We start from the raw sequence: 14,713 nt of genomic DNA on the forward strand, positions 1-14,713 counted from the left end.
CGTACCAATCTGTAAAGGTGGGGCACCTGGCATTTGACGGCGATGATGCCCGAAGGGACACACGATAATGTCAGTTATCATGTGGGTATGGAACTTGAACCGATCACTCACCCAGCGGGCAATGAGCAACGGCACGGCCACATCATTGCGGCTTGGAAGCTGGCGCAGACTTCACCCCACACGCTGCGTGCGTACAGCAAGAGCATGACGGACTTCTGTTCCTGGCTGGATGCCAGGGCAATGGACCTCCTGACAGTGAAGCGTCCCATTATCGACGGCTACCGCCACACGTTGGCCGGTAGCCCGGCCACCGTCGCGGCCAAGCTGGCGGCGCTGTCCAGCTTCTATCGTTACGCAGTATCGGCTGACGTGATTACGGGCGGTAATCCGGTGGAGCTGGTGAAGCGTCCCACGGTGGACGCTGACCACTCCAGCACTGAGGGCATGACGAAAGACCAGGCACGGGCACTGCTGGCGGCGGCACGGGCTGACGGCCCGCGCTCCCACGCTCTTGTGTCGCTGTTGCTGTTCACCGGCGTCCGCCTCAGTGAGGCTCTGAATGCCAGCACAACGGACTACGGCCACGACACCGGCCACCGGACGCTGAGCATCCGGCGCAAGGGTGGCAAGGATGGGAAGGTGGCCGTGCCGGCCCCTGCTGTGGAGGCGCTGAATGCCTACCTGGGAACGTCTGGCCGTGAGCTGGTGACAGGCACGGAAGGCACGGGCCTGCCGTTGTTCACCACGGCTACCGGGAAACGCTGGGCGGCGTCGGAGGCATTCCGTACCGTGCAGCGGCTGGCAAAAGTGGCTGGTGTGGAGGGGAAGATCAGTCCCCACTCCCTGCGGCACACGTTCGCAACGCTGGCACTGGACGCGGGAACCACCTTGCATGACCTTCAGGACAGCATGGGCCATGCTGATCCCCGGACCACTCGCCGCTATGACCGGGCGCGGGGCACCTTGGCTAAGGCTGCGGGTTACGACGTGGCACGCGCCCTCGCTTAGGAGTGAACGGCCAGGGCAACCCCACGAGGCACCTGTATCCACCGCCCCCTGACGGCCTGGGAGGGCCTAACAGGGGTTGGGTGGCACTAACTTGCCTGAGTCAGCTTTTAGCGCCTCCTAGACCTTCCTGCTACATCGCTGTCGGAAGGCAGCCTTATCCTGCCGGTTCAACATTCGTCGGACGGTCCGGTCCAAGCACGGGCTGAATCATGAAGCCGTAGGGCATGGGTTTGTCCCAGGACCCCGCTTCCGCCTTCCACTGCTCCACCATCTCAGCCGTCGCGTGAAGCGCTGCCCCTGACTTCACCACGATCTGCACGCTTCCGGGGTCAAAGACTCTAGCGCTCCCCCGGGAATGACGGTGCAGTATCACGATGAAGTGATCCCTAATCCATGCACGCTTGCGCTCCACGTGCAGGCCGTACCACGCTTCGGCAGAGGAAGTATCAGACCAGTCAACTTCATCGGACAATTCAACCTCTTGCCGACGTGCCCGCTCTTCATCCAGTTCTGCCAATTTCGCCTGAATGTCGGACAGCTTCTGCTTACTGATTCGAGACATTACGGTCAGTTGCTCAGCGTCAATGACGCCCTCTCCGAAGAGGCGGGCAGCATGATTCAGGTTCTCACGGTGGGCAACCTCTTCCGTCCGCAGACTCTGAATCACAGCCGGGTCCACTGGCGCATTAGACGCCCTGTGTGCAGCCATTGCGAGGAAGAAAAGGACTTGACGCTCCACGTGCTCGTCCACGTATGACATGCGCTTGTTGACATGCCCCGGCCCGCTTTCAGCGCACCGGTAAATCATGTGCTTAACACCTTTACGGTCTACGATCTGCCCAGACTTCATAGGGCGCAGGCACTCGCATAGCGCAATGCCCGCCAGCAGGTGCTTGACCTTGTTTGTTTGTGACCGCCGACGGGACGGATCGGTCAACACGGACTTCGTCGCTTCCCAGATATGACGCTCCACGATGGGCGGAAACTGCGAATCCCCCACTATGTCGCCCTTCCACTCCGCGAGACCGGCGTTCCGGGGTCGCAATAGCATCTGACGGAGAGTGGCGTAGGACCAGGCCCCGCCACGCGTGGTCTTAACACCCACCTCCGCAAGGCTTTGAATGAAAGAACCCAGGGACAAGCCAGCAAGAACGTGGGAGTGCGCGTCCCTGACCACCTGGGCTTCTTCGTCATCCAGCGTTGGGACGCCGCCAACAATTTGCCATCCGAACGGCCGTTGCCCGCCGAGCCACTTACCTTCCAGCGCATTTTGCTCCTGCGCCCTGCGCACCCTGTCGGCCTTGTGTGCTGATTCATATCGCGCCACCTGCCCGAGCAGACCAGCCCTGAGAATTCCTTCCGGTGTGGTGAGGTCAACCTCTCCACCCTTCACGGCGTAATTCTTTATCGAGTGCTGCTTCGTTAGCGCTATGTACTCTTCAAGCTCTATCGGGCTACGGTGCAATCGGTCCGAGTGCCAATAAATGACCACATCCAGTAGCCCCTCCTTTATGGACGCCAGCAGCCTTCGGTATCCCGGTCGCGGCTTGCCTGAGTAGGCGCTGACGTCGTTGTCACTGAAGACGGCCACGACCTTGAAGCCCAGCGACTCCGCAAGCGCCTGGCAGTCTTCGGTTTGGCGCTGCACGCCGAGCCCCTCGCCCTTTTTGTCGTCAGATATCCGAGCGTAGATCGCCGCTCTCGAGTGCTCCATCCCGCCAGCCTATCGTGCGCTGCGTTTTGTGCGACATCCGGGAGGCCGCTATTGAGAGCGATCAGCATGTCCAGGCTCTCGGCTTCCCGCACCTCCCCCACCACCAACCGGTCCGGACGCATCCGCAGAGCCTCCTTCACCAGCCGACGAAGTGGAATTTCCCCCTCGCCTTCGAGGTTCGGCTGCCTGCACTGCAGTCCTACGACGTCCCGGAGCGGGAACTGAAGCTCGAATATTTCCTCAACAGTGATGACGCGCTCCCGGCTTCCGATGCTGGCCGCCAGGCAGTTCAGCATGGTTGTCTTACCTGCCTGTGTCGCCCCGGAAACGAGGATATTGAGGCCGCTGGAGACCGCCGCGCCGAGAAACCGTGCGGCCTGTGGCGTCAGCGTCCCCAACTCCACCAGATGTTCGAGACGGCTTGCTTTCACAACGAACTTGCGGATGTTCACCGCCCAGTGGCGGCGGGTCACGTCCGGAATAACAACATGCAGCCTGGAACCGTCAGGTAAAGCGGCGTCGACAAAAGGGGAAGACATGTCCAGCCTTCTGCCGGAGCTCTTGAGCATGCGCTCCACCAGGTCCCGCACCTGCTGCTCCGAAAGGCTTATCGACGTCAGCTCTGACTCACCGTTGCGCGCCACATAGATTTCGTTGGGGGCGTTGAGCCAGATCTCCTCAATGGATGGATCATCAAGGAGGGGTTGGAGTACACCGAACCCTGCGACCGCATCGAAAAGGAACCGACGGGCCGCGTCAAGGGGACCAAGGGGCGGAAGGGGTCCCATCAGGGCCCGTTCGTCGTAGTCGGTGACCGCGGCTTCGACCAATCGACGGACCTCGCCCGCCTGCCTGAGCGGGTCCAGCCCGCGGCGGCGAATGAGCTCGCGGACTTCGTCCTCGACTATTCCCAGCGCGTCCATATGTTCCCCCATACAACTGCCGCCCCCGGCGGAGGCAGTGCGACTGAGGTCCAGCCTAAAGAGCAGGGAACAGGCTGCCAAGTCATACGGATAAAGCTGTGGACAAAGGAGTTCCGCCGGCATCAGACCGTTTAGCTGATCCCTGCTCGTTATGCTTATCGGGTCCGTCTCCGCTGCCGCGCAACAAGTGGTCAGCAGAAGCGGCCCCGTGGGAGCGCAGGTACAGCCTTGGCTACGTTACGGGAATTCTGCGTCCACTAGTTATTTTGATCCTGTCGCTACATCTGACTTGAACGGGTTATTCCTCAGCCGGGACTTTAAGGCAAGTGCCGGGGCTTCTACGAAACGGAAGCTGAGCCAGGCCAAAGGCAATGTCAGACCAAGGCTCAGCAATATGTACGGGATCAAGGGAAGGTCAGGCCTTCCTATTTCCAGAATGTTCTGAACTGGGACGCCGTAAATATAAACCCCATACGAAAGATCCGTTTTGGCGCCTATCGATTGGAAGGGCAGAACGGAGCCCAGAGCCATGATGATCACGGCCAACGGCAGTGGGGCCAAAACAGAAGCGGTCTCCGTGAAGATGCCCAACACAAGTAGAGCCGCGGACAGTGCAACAGCAGGCCGAACACGGACCCTGTCGGAGTACTGGAACAGCAGGGCTCCGGCGCAAAATGCTGCAACAAGTGGTGCCACAAGAGTGTACAGACTGGCGGGAATCCATCCCTCCAGCTTTGCCGCCGAAACGGCACTGGCAGCGAGGAATCCAGCACCGATCAGCCCCGCTCGGAGTTTCTCATTTTTGATATAGCAAACCGTTCCCACGCCGACGTAGCAGGAAGCCTCCCAGAAAAGCGTCCAGAGGGAGCCGTTCCAGATACCCGGCACTGGCACGTTTGGCACAGTCGTACCGATGTTGGTTTGACTTATGAATGGGGGGTACAGAAGGAAATTGCGCGCCAGGTAACTCAGCGAGTCGAGGAGAGTAAATGTGCCCGAAGATCCAACCAGCAAAGACAGGGGGGCAAAAACAAAGGCGACAGCAAGCAAGCAGACAAGGAACCCAGGATAAATCCTAAGGAAGCGCGCAGTGTAGAAGGACCACTGCGACTGCCCGTTGAGCCGGCTACGGGTAATAAGGTAACCGGACACAGCAAAAAACCCGAGGACCGCCCACGTACCGAGGTGTTCCCCGCCAGCCTCCGGTTCTGCCCCAAGGTTTCCAATCACCAACGAATGAGAAACAATTACGGAGGCTGCCAGAAGCAGGCGGATTGCGTTCAGCGAATTCCGATGAGGATCGAATAGCGAGTACAGCGTGCCGCCAAGGGGACGAATGCCTGTAGATATGCTTCTTGTTGGCATAACACCCTTTCACTGACTTGGCCGACCCAAAGGAGTGGCAGCTGGAGATTGGGGTTGTTGCGCATAAGCCGTTGTCCCCAATATGACCGGCATCACCAAAACCGAAATGGTTGGCAGCGGCCAGCGGGAATTCTATCAGCACTACGCACAGCTGCCCGTCACCACGTTGGCGGGTCGCAGACCTTACGGCTTACTGGTGTTGAGCTGACGCGGCGTCGGGACCTACCGGCTCAGCACCGACGGACTATGATTTGCCTGTTTAAGCACAGTGCCCCTGCCGTTTCCCTGCGGCGAAGCCAGCAACTGGTAGAGGCAGTATCCGGCTATACCCAAAACAACAATGTATGCAAGTGTCAGCCCTTGCCATGAAAAGGGCGGCTGCCAGTGGGGGGCGAACATTTCAGTCCAGTTGACGTGTCCCTCCGCAATTCCGACCGTGTAGCGCCTCAACCCTTGAAGCAAAAGGTAAGTATGGGCAAGTGCTCCGGCCACGAGACCCCACCTGACTATCGACAAAGTACGCGTCGAAGTTCGGAATGCAGCGAAACGTCCCGCGACTCCACATGCCAGAAGCAGGACCACCAGCACCGCCAGGATGTAGCGACCCTGCCAGATCCACCCCACCTTCTCGCTTGACGACGCTTGCAGCGCCACAGGCGCCACCAGCACAACCACGGTCAGCAGAGCTACAGACCACCTAGCCCGCAGGGGCCTGGCCGTCATGCCGACAATCAGAACAACGCCCATGGCCAGGACCCACGCATACACCACGGCAGGTGGTGGAGGAGTATCCAGCCAGCCAAGGACCCCCACGTATTCCGGGACGTAAATAAAGGTGTGGTCCATCATGGTCACCGCTGCCACATCGCTGGGAACGGGTGTTCCGGCAAGGAGGCTGTCAAAGCTGTTGGAGCCTACGACCCAGCCAAGTGCAAAGACACAGGCCGCCCCGAGAAAGGCCACCGGAGCCCAGCTTGGACGATAACGGAAGACCCGTCCGAGCGCCTTCAGGTTGTAGGCGAGGACAGCAGCAGCTACCACCACAGCCAACCACAGCAATGAGACTGGTCGTGTGTTGGCAAGAAGTGCTCCCGCAACAGCCAGGCACCAAATTTTCGCGTGCGAGTCCTGCAGCGCGCGGCTCCGCTCCAGCAAAGAGCAAAGGCACATAAAGACGCTGGCAGCCGTGCTGATTTCCAGGGCGGTGGGATTGATGCTCGCCGACAGGAAGAGTACCGCGGGCGTTATGGCGACGGCTGCCGCGAGCGAAGGCCAAACGAAGCGCCGAAGACTGGAGGCCGCCCAAAACATGGTGGCAAGGAAAAAGGCGCACACCCAGGTGCTTACCAGCCGCATGGCATAGAGAGCTGTTTCGCCACTCAATCCACGGCTTGCCAGCCCGACAATCCCGTAGTAGACGGGGTTGTAGTTACCTGCTGATGTAAATGCGGTTGTTGTACCCCGATCAGCGGCATCAATAGGCAGGGTGCAGTCTGCCGTTACTTCCGGATGGTGCGCGAAGCAAAGGTTGCTTTCCAGTTTCGCGATGTAGCCCGGGACTTGAACCGCGAGACGCTCGCCCTGGACACCGGTGGAGCTGCCGGTGAACTGTCCCCGTGCCACCGCCGCGGCTTTCACAGTGTGGGCCGGCTCGTCAGGTGCGGACATCAAAGGGGAAGCGAAGCACCAGACAGTGCCCAGCAGTCCGATCAACAGCCAAGCGACAACCAGCACTTTGACGGGAGAAGGGCGTTCCGGGCGGCCGGCAGAGGCTGGTCCGGGGATGGCGAGTCGTTTTGAATGGGTTCTTGGCATGATAATTTGATGTTACTAGGAGGTCAGCTCGTAACGTCTGGAGTCTCCGTTATGCCGGGGAGGACACCAAGGCGCGTGCGATTTTCAAGAACCACACCACCAGCCAGCAGAACACCCGGGCAAAGTAGTGTCCTGCGCACCCGGGTCCGCAAGTTGTACCAGAACTCCGTGCTCAGATTCCTCTTTGTAGGCGGGCTCTCCTTTGCTTTGGATTTGGGGCTTCTTGTACTCCTTCACGAGGTGGTCGGCGTAGATCTCGTCATAGCGACCCCAATCGCCTTCCTGGTAAGCCTGGTCTTCAACTACTTTCTGCAGCGCATCTTCACCTTCCAGGCCACCAATCATCACGGTATTAGTGCCGCAAAGTACATCTCCCTGGTGATATTCAATGTCGTTGTAAGCGATTTCATCGTCACTGGCTTTGACGCGCTGGGGTGGTACTACATCATCGGCAAGGGAACCTCGACCGTGCTCACCACAGTCTGGAACTATTTCCTTTACAGGGAATGGATCTTCAAGAACAAGGTAGCGCCCTTGGAGAAGTCCCGCGCCTAGACTCCCCCCCGGCAGGGCTGGGCCACCGCTCCTGGACTTTCTGTTTTTGGAGCACACTTCCCGGCGTCTTCGCAGCCCTGTTTTCCAGGTCTACCTTCAACGCTTGAGCTCCTGAGTCACAGGGGCAACATCAGAACCACTGGTTACATGGCACCCCGCGATGCTATGGTGAGCGCGTTAATTATCGGCACCACCTGTCCCACGTGTCTTCCCTGGGGGGGAAGCACCTGAGCAGTAATCAAGAATGAGCGCTCAGCGGAGCGCTTGTTTGTCTCCGGAGCACATATGAAGCGGAACCTGTCTCAGTCCCGTCACCAAGCCCTGAAATCCATCGGGATCGTCGTACTCGCCACCTCCCTGCTGACGGGTCCAGGTCTTACCGGGCTTGCGGCCGCAGTAGAGCCAACGCCCTCTCCGTCGCCGTCATCATCTCAAAGTGCCGTGCCGGGTAATGCAACCGCGGCGACCCCCAGCCCCAGTCCTTCCGTTACCGCTGGAACCGCTGCCCCGGTCCCAGCGCCCACCCCGTCAGCTCCCTCCACCCCGACCCCGTCCGCGTCGGCAACGCAAACCATGGCCGAAGCCGTCGGTCGCGGCGCTGAAATGGGCCAACGTTCCGCCAGGGTGACAGCTTCATCCGCTACTACCGCCAAAAAAAGCCCGAGTTTGGAGTCCCTCTCAACCCAAGGAACATGGATGCCCACATTCGGGGTCCAGGGACTCGACGTCAGTGGCTACCAGCCCAACGTCGACTGGCAGCAGCAGTGGAACATGGGTGCGAGATTTGCATATGTAAAGGCCAGCGAGGGCAATTACATGACCAACGACCAGTTCAGCGCGCAGTACCAGGGCTCCCGGAACGTCGGAATGATTCGCGGCGCCTACCACTTTGCGATTCCGAACTGGTCGTCAGGAGCCGACCAGGCACGGTATTTCGTAGCGAATGGCGGTGGCTGGTCAGCGGACGGTTACACCATGCCGCCCGTCCTGGACTTCGAGTTCAATCCGTATGAGGGCCGGACCATCAACGGTTTCTACTTCGGAAATACCTGCTACAACATGACGCCCGGGCAGCTGACCTCCTGGGTCCAGGACTTTGGAAACACCATGAAGTCCTTGACCGGCCGGCTTCCGGCAATTTACACAAACACAAGCTGGTGGAACCAGTGCCTCGGCAACCCGTCGGGCTTCGGTGACTATCCTCTGTGGGTTGCCGCTTACCCCGGGGCGCCTACTAACGATGCCGGGCCGATTCCAACAGGCAGTTGGAGCACCTACAGCATTTGGCAGTACAGCAGCACTGGACCGTTCGCGGGCGACTCGAACGTCTGGAACGGTGACTATCCATCGCTGCAGCGGCTGGCAGGGTCAGCGCTTCCCACGGGAAGCTTCGATTCCCTGTCGATAACAGGCAGCGGAACCCAGTTTTCGCTGCGTGCGCGTGGCTGGTCGGTTGATCTTGCCAACACCGCCGCTTCAAACCAGACACACGTGTACGTCACGTCGCCGGATGGCACCACCACGGGTTATGCGTGGACGGCCAATGCCTACAGACCCGATGTCGACCAGGCCCTGGGCTATGGACCGAACCACGGTTTCGACGGATCTATCCCTATCAGCCGCTCGGGCACATACACTGCATGCGCCTATTCGATTGGCACCTTTGGCAATACGCCCCTTGGCTGCAAGAGCGTCACCGCTACAGGGATCGGTGTGCCTGTAGGCAGCTTTGACAGCCTCACAAGCGTCGTTGCGGTCGACAAAGTCACACTGCAACTCAAAGGTTGGGCAGTCGACCAGGCCAATCCATCCGCGTCGTCGTACGCAGACGCCTACGTAACGGCACCGAATGGGACAACTACCGGTTACCGCATGACGGCAAACACCTCCCGGCCAGACGTGCAATCAGCGACGGGACTGGGCTCCAACCACGGCTTTGACTATCAGGTCCCCGTAACAGCGCCGGGGTCTTACAAGGTCTGCACATATGCGATAGGGCAGAATGCAAACACTCCCTTGGGGTGCAGGACTGTAAGCATCGACGCCAATCCATCGCCCATAGGAAGTTACGACACCCTGTCCATATCCCAGGCGGCCAACTCTGCGGCCCTTCAGGTCACTGGCTGGGCTCTGGATCCCACCCAGCCCGCCACGAGCATTCCGGTCAACGTGTACATTTCCGCCAAAGACGGAACAACCGTGACGACTCCTGCGCCCTTGAACGTCACGGCAAACCTGAAAAGGCCGGATGTGAACTCCGCCTTGGGGACAGTGGGTGATCATGGTTTCCAAGCCGGGCTCCCCATCACCGCAACCGGCACGTATTCGGTCTGTGCCCAGGCTGTGGGCGTGGCACCCGTCTCCAACGGGCCCACCTTGCTTGGTTGCAAGAACTTCACGGTCAGTTCTACGCCGCCCACCATGGGTTTCCTCGACAGCGCCGGCATCCAGGTGTCCAATGGACAGACTGCCGTCGTAACGCAAGGCTGGACCCTGGACCCTGCCTTGCCCGCCATTTCCAATCCGGTACACGCCTACATCACCTATCCTGACGGAAGCACTAAAGGCTACGCGTTCACCGCGAATTTGAAGCGGCCGGATGTCAACAGCGCCCTGCAGACAGTCGGTGACCACGGCTATTCGACATCGGTCCCCATCACCGCCCGCGGCCAATACCGCGTCTGCACTTACGGGGTTGCGGTCTCAATATTTGCTGCGTACAACTCCCAGTTAGGATGCCGCACGTTGACCTACTAGGACACGAATAAGGGGGGTGAAGCCGCGGCTTCACCCCCCTTATTCGTGTCCGGGCCCTAGGGACTACTTGCCAGCCAGGAGCTCCAACAGGTAAGCGCCGTAACCGCTCTTGACCAACGGCTCGGCCCGTTCACGGAGTTCGTCGTCAGTCAGGAAGCCCAGCCGCCACGAAATCTCCTCCGGGGCACCAATTTTCAGGCCCTGCCTGTTTTCGACGGTCCGAATAAAGTTGGAGGCATCGTTGAGGTCATTGAAGGTACCGGTATCGAGCCAGGCAGTTCCACGAGGCAGAATCTCGACCTGCAGCTTCCCGGCTTCCAGGTAGATGCGGTTTACGTCGGTGATTTCCAGTTCCCCCCGGGCAGAGGGCTTCAGGTTCTTGGCGATATCAACCACATTGTTGTCATAAAAATACAGGCCAGGAACCGCGTAATGGCTCTTCGGAGCCGCCGGCTTCTCCTCCAGCGAGAGGGCCTTGCCATTGTCGTCGAATTCCACCACACCGTAAGCGGAGGGATCTTTGACCCAGTACCCGAAGACGGCCCCACCGTCGATGGTCTTGAAGCGGCGCAGCTGGGTCCCCATGCCCTGGCCGTAGAAGATGTTGTCGCCCAGCACCAGTGCCACGCTGTCATCGCCAATGTGGTCGGCACCGAGGACAAAGGCCTGGGCCAATCCATCGGGCGAAGGCTGCTGCTTATAGGTGATTGAAACGCCGAACCGTGAGCCATCCCCCAGCAAGCGTTCAAACTGCTCCGCGTCGTGCGGCGTCGTGATGATGAGGATGTCCCGGATACCTGCAAGGATCAACGTTGACAGCGGGTAGTAGATCATTGGCTTGTCGTAGACCGGTACCAACTGCTTGCTGACACCCAGCGTGATGGGATGAAGCCTGGAGCCGGTTCCGCCGGCAAGTATTATTCCGCGCATGCCCCCATCTTTCCCTTCGCTTAGGGCAGCAGCAAATCCGGTAGTCTAGGGAATTATGCAGCGACTTCTAGTGACCGGCGGAGCCGGCTTTATCGGCTCAAACTTTGTCCACTACGTTATCGAAAACACCGAAGACCATGTCACTGTTCTGGACAAGCTGACCTACGCGGGCAACCTTGAGTCGCTGAAGGGCCTTCCGCAGGAACGCTTCAACTTCGTACAGGGAGACATCGCAGACGCGGCGCTTGTAGATGGCCTGGTTGCCGACGCCGATGTAGTTGTCCACTATGCTGCTGAGTCCCACAACGACAACTCCCTCCACGACCCCCGCCCGTTCCTGGACACCAACATTGTCGGCACCTACACGCTGATTGAAGCAGCCCGAAAGCACAGCAAGCGCTTCCACCATATTTCTACTGACGAGGTCTACGGAGACCTGGAACTGGATGCCCCGGAGCGCTTCACGGAGCAAACTCCCTACAATCCATCCAGCCCCTACTCCTCCACCAAGGCCGGATCCGACCTTCTGGTTCGGGCATGGGTACGGTCCTTCGGCCTGCAGGCCACCATCAGCAACTGCTCCAACAACTACGGTCCGTATCAGCACGTGGAGAAGTTCATCCCCCGGCAGATCACCAACGTAATCGACGGAATCCGCCCCAAGCTCTACGGCAAGGGCGAGAACGTCAGGGACTGGATCCACGCCAACGACCATTCCTCGGCCGTACTTGCCATCATCGCCAAGGGAACCATCGGCGAAACGTACCTGATCGGGGCCGACGGCGAAAAGAACAACAAAGAAGTTGTCGAACTGATCCTTAAGCACATGGGCCAGTCCCCTGACGCGTACGACCACGTGATTGACCGCCCCGGACACGACCTGCGGTATGCCATTGACTCCACCAAGCTCCGCAATGAGCTCGGCTGGGAGCCCAGGTTCTCCAATTTCGATGAGGGAATCGAAAACACCATCGCGTGGTACCGGGAAAACGAGGCTTGGTGGCGTCCACAGAAAGCTGCCACCGAGGCCAAGTACAAGGAACAGGGCCAGTAACAAATGTCCCTGGAGTTCTCAAAGAAGCTTGCTGCCCACCAAACCCCGATTCCCGGCGTCGTCCTCTACGACCTTCCGGTGCACGGCGACAACCGGGGATGGTTCAAGGAGAACTGGCAGCGGGAAAAGATGGTGGCCCTCGGGCTGCCCGATTTCCGGCCGGTCCAGAACAACATTTCCTACAACGAAAAAGCCGGCACCACCCGCGGGATCCACGCCGAACCTTGGGACAAGTTCATCTCTGTTGCCACCGGCCGTATTTTCGGGGCATGGGTCGATCTGCGTGAAGGGCCCTCCTTTGGGGCTGTCTACACGGCAGAGCTTGATCCAAGCCAGGCCATCTTCATTCCACGGGGGGTCGGCAACGCCTTCCAGACACTTGAGGACAACACGGCGTACACCTACCTGGTAAATGACCACTGGTCCGCGGACGCACAGGGTCAGTACACCTTCCTCAACCTCGCGGATGAGACAGCGGCAATCGAGTGGCCGATTCCACTTGCCCAGGCCGAGCTCTCCGACAAGGACAAGGCACACCCACGGATGGCTGACGTCGCACCGATGCCCGCGAGGAAGATCCTTGTGGTGGGTGCGGACGGGCAGCTGGGCAAAGCCCTGCGCAGGACGTACGACGGCGACGCAACGGTTGAGTTCGCAAGCCGGGCAGAGTTTGACCTCACCAGCGAGGCCAGTTACACGGGCAGGAACTGGAAGAACTACTCCACCATCATCAACGCTGCCGCCTACACTGCCGTCGACGCTGCAGAAACGGCAGAGGGTCGCAGCGCCTCCTGGTCAATCAACGTTGCCGCCGTGGCGCACCTGGCGCGCACCGCCGTCGAGCATAACCTCACTCTGGTGCATGTCTCCTCGGACTATGTCTTCGACGGAACTTCGGACAGCCACGACGAGGATGAGTCCTTCACGCCCCTGGGCGTCTATGGGCAGACCAAGGCCGCCGGCGACGCGGTGGTCAGCGTCGTTCCGCGCCACTACATCGTCAGGACGAGCTGGGTCATTGGGGAAGGCAATAACTTTGTCCGCACCATGGCCAGCCTCGCGCGCAAGGGCGTCAAACCCTCAGTGGTCAACGACCAAAAGGGCCGGCTGAGTTTCACAGAAGACATCGCGGCCTTCATTCGACACCTGCTGGATGGGGACGCGGCCCATGGGACGTACAACTTCAGCAATGGCGGCCCGGTGAAAAGCTGGGCGGATATCGCAGGAGACGTCTACGAGCAATCCGGAGCAGCCCGGGCTGACGTCACCGGCATCACGACCGCCGAGTACTTCAAGGACAAAGCGGCGGCTCCCCGTCCACTTAACAGTGGCCTTGACCTGACGAAGGTACGGTCGACGGGCTTCGAAGTTGTCGACGCCGATCAGCGGCTGGCAACATACCTCAAATTGGAAAACGATAAGGCATGACACCTGCAGAGCCAGCCAAGCGCACTCTTGTCATCATGCCGGCCTGGAACGAATCGGAGGCCATCGGCAACACTGTCCGTGAGGTCTTTGAATTTGGGCCTGCCTGCGATGTGCTCGTAGTGGACGACGGTTCACGGGACAACACAGCACAGGTGGCCCGCGACGCCGGCGCACTGGTCGTACAGCTTCCCTTCAATATGGGGGTGGGCGGCGCCATGCGGACCGGGTTCAAGTACGCCAAGATGCACGGATATGACCAGGTCATCCAGGTCGACTCGGACGGCCAGCATGATCCCCGCGATATTAAGGCCGTTCTTGACGGCCTTAACGAAGCAGATATCGTCATCGGTGCCCGCTTCGCAGACAAAGGCAATTACACCGTCCGTGGACCGCGTAAGTGGGCCATGAACGTCCTTGCCTGGACCATTTCCAGGATCGCCGGGACCACGCTTACCGATGTAACCTCGGGCTTCCGCGCTGCCAACGCAAAAGCAATCCGGCAGTATGTGGACCACTACCCGGCTGAGTACCTCGGCGACACCATCGATTCCCTGGTGGTTGCTATCCGCTCCGGATGCACGGTGCGCCAGGTTGGAGTCTCCATGCGGGAACGGCAGGGCGGAACACCAAGCCATGACCCCTTGAAGGCTGCCATCTACCTGGGCCGCTCAGCTTTTGCCCTTCTCTTCGCTTTGACGCGCAAGAAGAACGACCCGTCATCCAACTAGGAGTTTCCATGGCCACCCTCGTTGGCTTTATCTTTGTGCTGGGCATCCTGCTGATCATTTTCGAGATGCTCCGCCGCCGGCACCTGCGGGAAAAGTATGCCGTCCTATGGATCATCATCGGCGTCGGAGTGCTCGTCCTGGTTGCCTTCCCACAGCTCCTGTTCTGGGCCAGTGGACTGCTTGGCGTCCAGGTACCTTCCAATCTCCTTTTCACGATGGCGCTGCTGCTGCTCGTGTTGGTCTGCCTTCACCTGTCCTTCGAACAGTCCCAGGCGGAGGACGAGATTCGGGTCCTGGCCGAGGAAGTAGGTATTCTCCGCCTCAAGATGCAGGAGTTGGAGACCCGTGCAACAAGGGACCAACCTGCTCCGGGCAGTGATGCTGGTAGTGTCGGGAAACCGCCCGAAACCACGGCTTAAAACACGTCAGGTGGCTG

11 protein-coding genes and 1 pseudogene are annotated in these 14,713 nt (G+C 59.6%); 7 read left to right on the plus strand and 5 right to left on the minus strand.

What is annotated here, in order from left to right; all coding sequences use genetic code 11:
• Positions 1 to 87: 87 nt before the first annotated feature.
• Complete coding sequence (locus ACIGJD_RS12800) at positions 88 to 1,008, plus strand: tyrosine-type recombinase/integrase (protein WP_483686505.1); 921 nt, start codon at positions 88 to 90, stop codon at positions 1,006 to 1,008.
• 154 nt (positions 1,009 to 1,162) lie between these two features.
• On the opposite strand, the gene ACIGJD_RS12805 is transcribed toward ACIGJD_RS12800, so the two are convergent.
• The 4 genes and pseudogenes from ACIGJD_RS12805 to ACIGJD_RS12820 form a co-directional block, all read right to left on the minus strand.
• Entirely contained in the window at positions 1,163 to 2,656 is a 1,494-nt protein-coding gene (locus tag ACIGJD_RS12805) for a recombinase family protein (protein ID WP_483686506.1), read from the minus strand.
• Between the two features lie 77 nt (positions 2,657 to 2,733).
• Positions 2,734 to 3,645, minus strand: a pseudogene (locus ACIGJD_RS12810) (TadA family conjugal transfer-associated ATPase); the annotation flags it as partial.
• Between the two features lie 261 nt (positions 3,646 to 3,906).
• Positions 3,907 to 5,010 carry an acyltransferase family protein gene (locus ACIGJD_RS12815; RefSeq protein ID WP_483686507.1) on the minus strand — a complete coding sequence of 368 codons (1,104 nt, stop codon included), beginning with the start codon at positions 5,008 to 5,010 and terminating at the stop codon, positions 3,907 to 3,909.
• A 222-nt stretch (positions 5,011 to 5,232) separates the two neighbouring features.
• Positions 5,233 to 6,825, minus strand: a complete 1,593-nt coding sequence (locus tag ACIGJD_RS12820; protein ID WP_483686508.1) for a DUF2142 domain-containing protein — start codon at positions 6,823 to 6,825, stop codon at positions 5,233 to 5,235.
• Between the two features lie 168 nt (positions 6,826 to 6,993).
• On the opposite strand from ACIGJD_RS12820, the gene ACIGJD_RS12825 reads away from it, so the two are divergent.
• Together ACIGJD_RS12825 and ACIGJD_RS12830 are read left to right on the plus strand one after the other, a co-directional pair.
• On the plus strand, positions 6,994 to 7,380 hold the full coding sequence (locus tag ACIGJD_RS12825; RefSeq protein ID WP_483686509.1) for a GtrA family protein: 387 nt from the start codon (positions 6,994 to 6,996) through the stop codon (positions 7,378 to 7,380).
• Positions 7,381 to 8,076: 696 nt separating this feature from the next.
• Entirely contained in the window at positions 8,077 to 10,137 is a 2,061-nt protein-coding gene (locus ACIGJD_RS12830; RefSeq protein WP_483686510.1) for a lysozyme, read from the plus strand.
• Between the two features lie 63 nt (positions 10,138 to 10,200).
• Here ACIGJD_RS12830 and rfbA read toward each other — a convergent pair whose 3' ends face one another.
• Positions 10,201 to 11,067 (minus strand): glucose-1-phosphate thymidylyltransferase RfbA, encoded by an 867-nt coding sequence (rfbA, locus tag ACIGJD_RS12835; RefSeq protein WP_483686511.1) that lies wholly within the window; start codon positions 11,065 to 11,067, stop codon positions 10,201 to 10,203.
• Between the two features lie 55 nt (positions 11,068 to 11,122).
• Here rfbA and rfbB point away from each other — a divergent pair, with 55 nt between their 5' ends.
• The 4 genes from rfbB to ACIGJD_RS12855 are packed head-to-tail and all read left to right on the plus strand — an operon-like array spanning position 11,123 to position 14,696.
• Entirely contained in the window at positions 11,123 to 12,121 is a 999-nt protein-coding gene (rfbB, locus tag ACIGJD_RS12840; protein ID WP_483686512.1) for a dTDP-glucose 4,6-dehydratase, read from the plus strand.
• A 3-nt stretch (positions 12,122 to 12,124) separates the two neighbouring features.
• On the plus strand, positions 12,125 to 13,549 hold the full coding sequence (locus ACIGJD_RS12845; protein WP_483686513.1) for a sugar nucleotide-binding protein: 1,425 nt from the start codon (positions 12,125 to 12,127) through the stop codon (positions 13,547 to 13,549).
• On the plus strand, positions 13,546 to 14,277 hold the full coding sequence (locus ACIGJD_RS12850; protein ID WP_483686514.1) for a glycosyltransferase family 2 protein: 732 nt from the start codon (positions 13,546 to 13,548) through the stop codon (positions 14,275 to 14,277). Before ACIGJD_RS12845 ends, ACIGJD_RS12850 begins: the two co-directional genes overlap by 4 nt.
• 8 nt (positions 14,278 to 14,285) lie before the next feature.
• The gene (locus tag ACIGJD_RS12855) at positions 14,286 to 14,696 is read left to right on the plus strand and encodes a DUF2304 domain-containing protein (RefSeq protein ID WP_483686515.1); all 411 of its coding nucleotides are present in this window, start codon (positions 14,286 to 14,288) and stop codon (positions 14,694 to 14,696) included.
• Positions 14,697 to 14,713 lie beyond the last annotated feature (17 nt).

Source organism: Arthrobacter sp. E1SS-5, from assembly GCF_057073715.1.

Coding starts and splice junctions, on each gene's coding strand:
- ACIGJD_RS12845 (WP_483686513.1), top strand. CDS start 12,125: ATGTCCCTGGAGTTCTCAAAGAAGCTTGCTGCCCACCAAACCCCGATT.
- ACIGJD_RS12850 (WP_483686514.1), top strand. CDS start 13,546: ATGACACCTGCAGAGCCAGCCAAGCGCACTCTTGTCATCATGCCGGCC.
- ACIGJD_RS12815 (WP_483686507.1), bottom strand. CDS start 5,010: ATGCCAACAAGAAGCATATCTACAGGCATTCGTCCCCTTGGCGGCACG.
- rfbA (WP_483686511.1), bottom strand. CDS start 11,067: ATGCGCGGAATAATACTTGCCGGCGGAACCGGCTCCAGGCTTCATCCC.
- ACIGJD_RS12820 (WP_483686508.1), bottom strand. CDS start 6,825: ATGCCAAGAACCCATTCAAAACGACTCGCCATCCCCGGACCAGCCTCT.
- ACIGJD_RS12855 (WP_483686515.1), top strand. CDS start 14,286: ATGGCCACCCTCGTTGGCTTTATCTTTGTGCTGGGCATCCTGCTGATC.
- ACIGJD_RS12830 (WP_483686510.1), top strand. CDS start 8,077: ATGCCCACATTCGGGGTCCAGGGACTCGACGTCAGTGGCTACCAGCCC.
- rfbB (WP_483686512.1), top strand. CDS start 11,123: ATGCAGCGACTTCTAGTGACCGGCGGAGCCGGCTTTATCGGCTCAAAC.
- ACIGJD_RS12800 (WP_483686505.1), top strand. CDS start 88: ATGGAACTTGAACCGATCACTCACCCAGCGGGCAATGAGCAACGGCAC.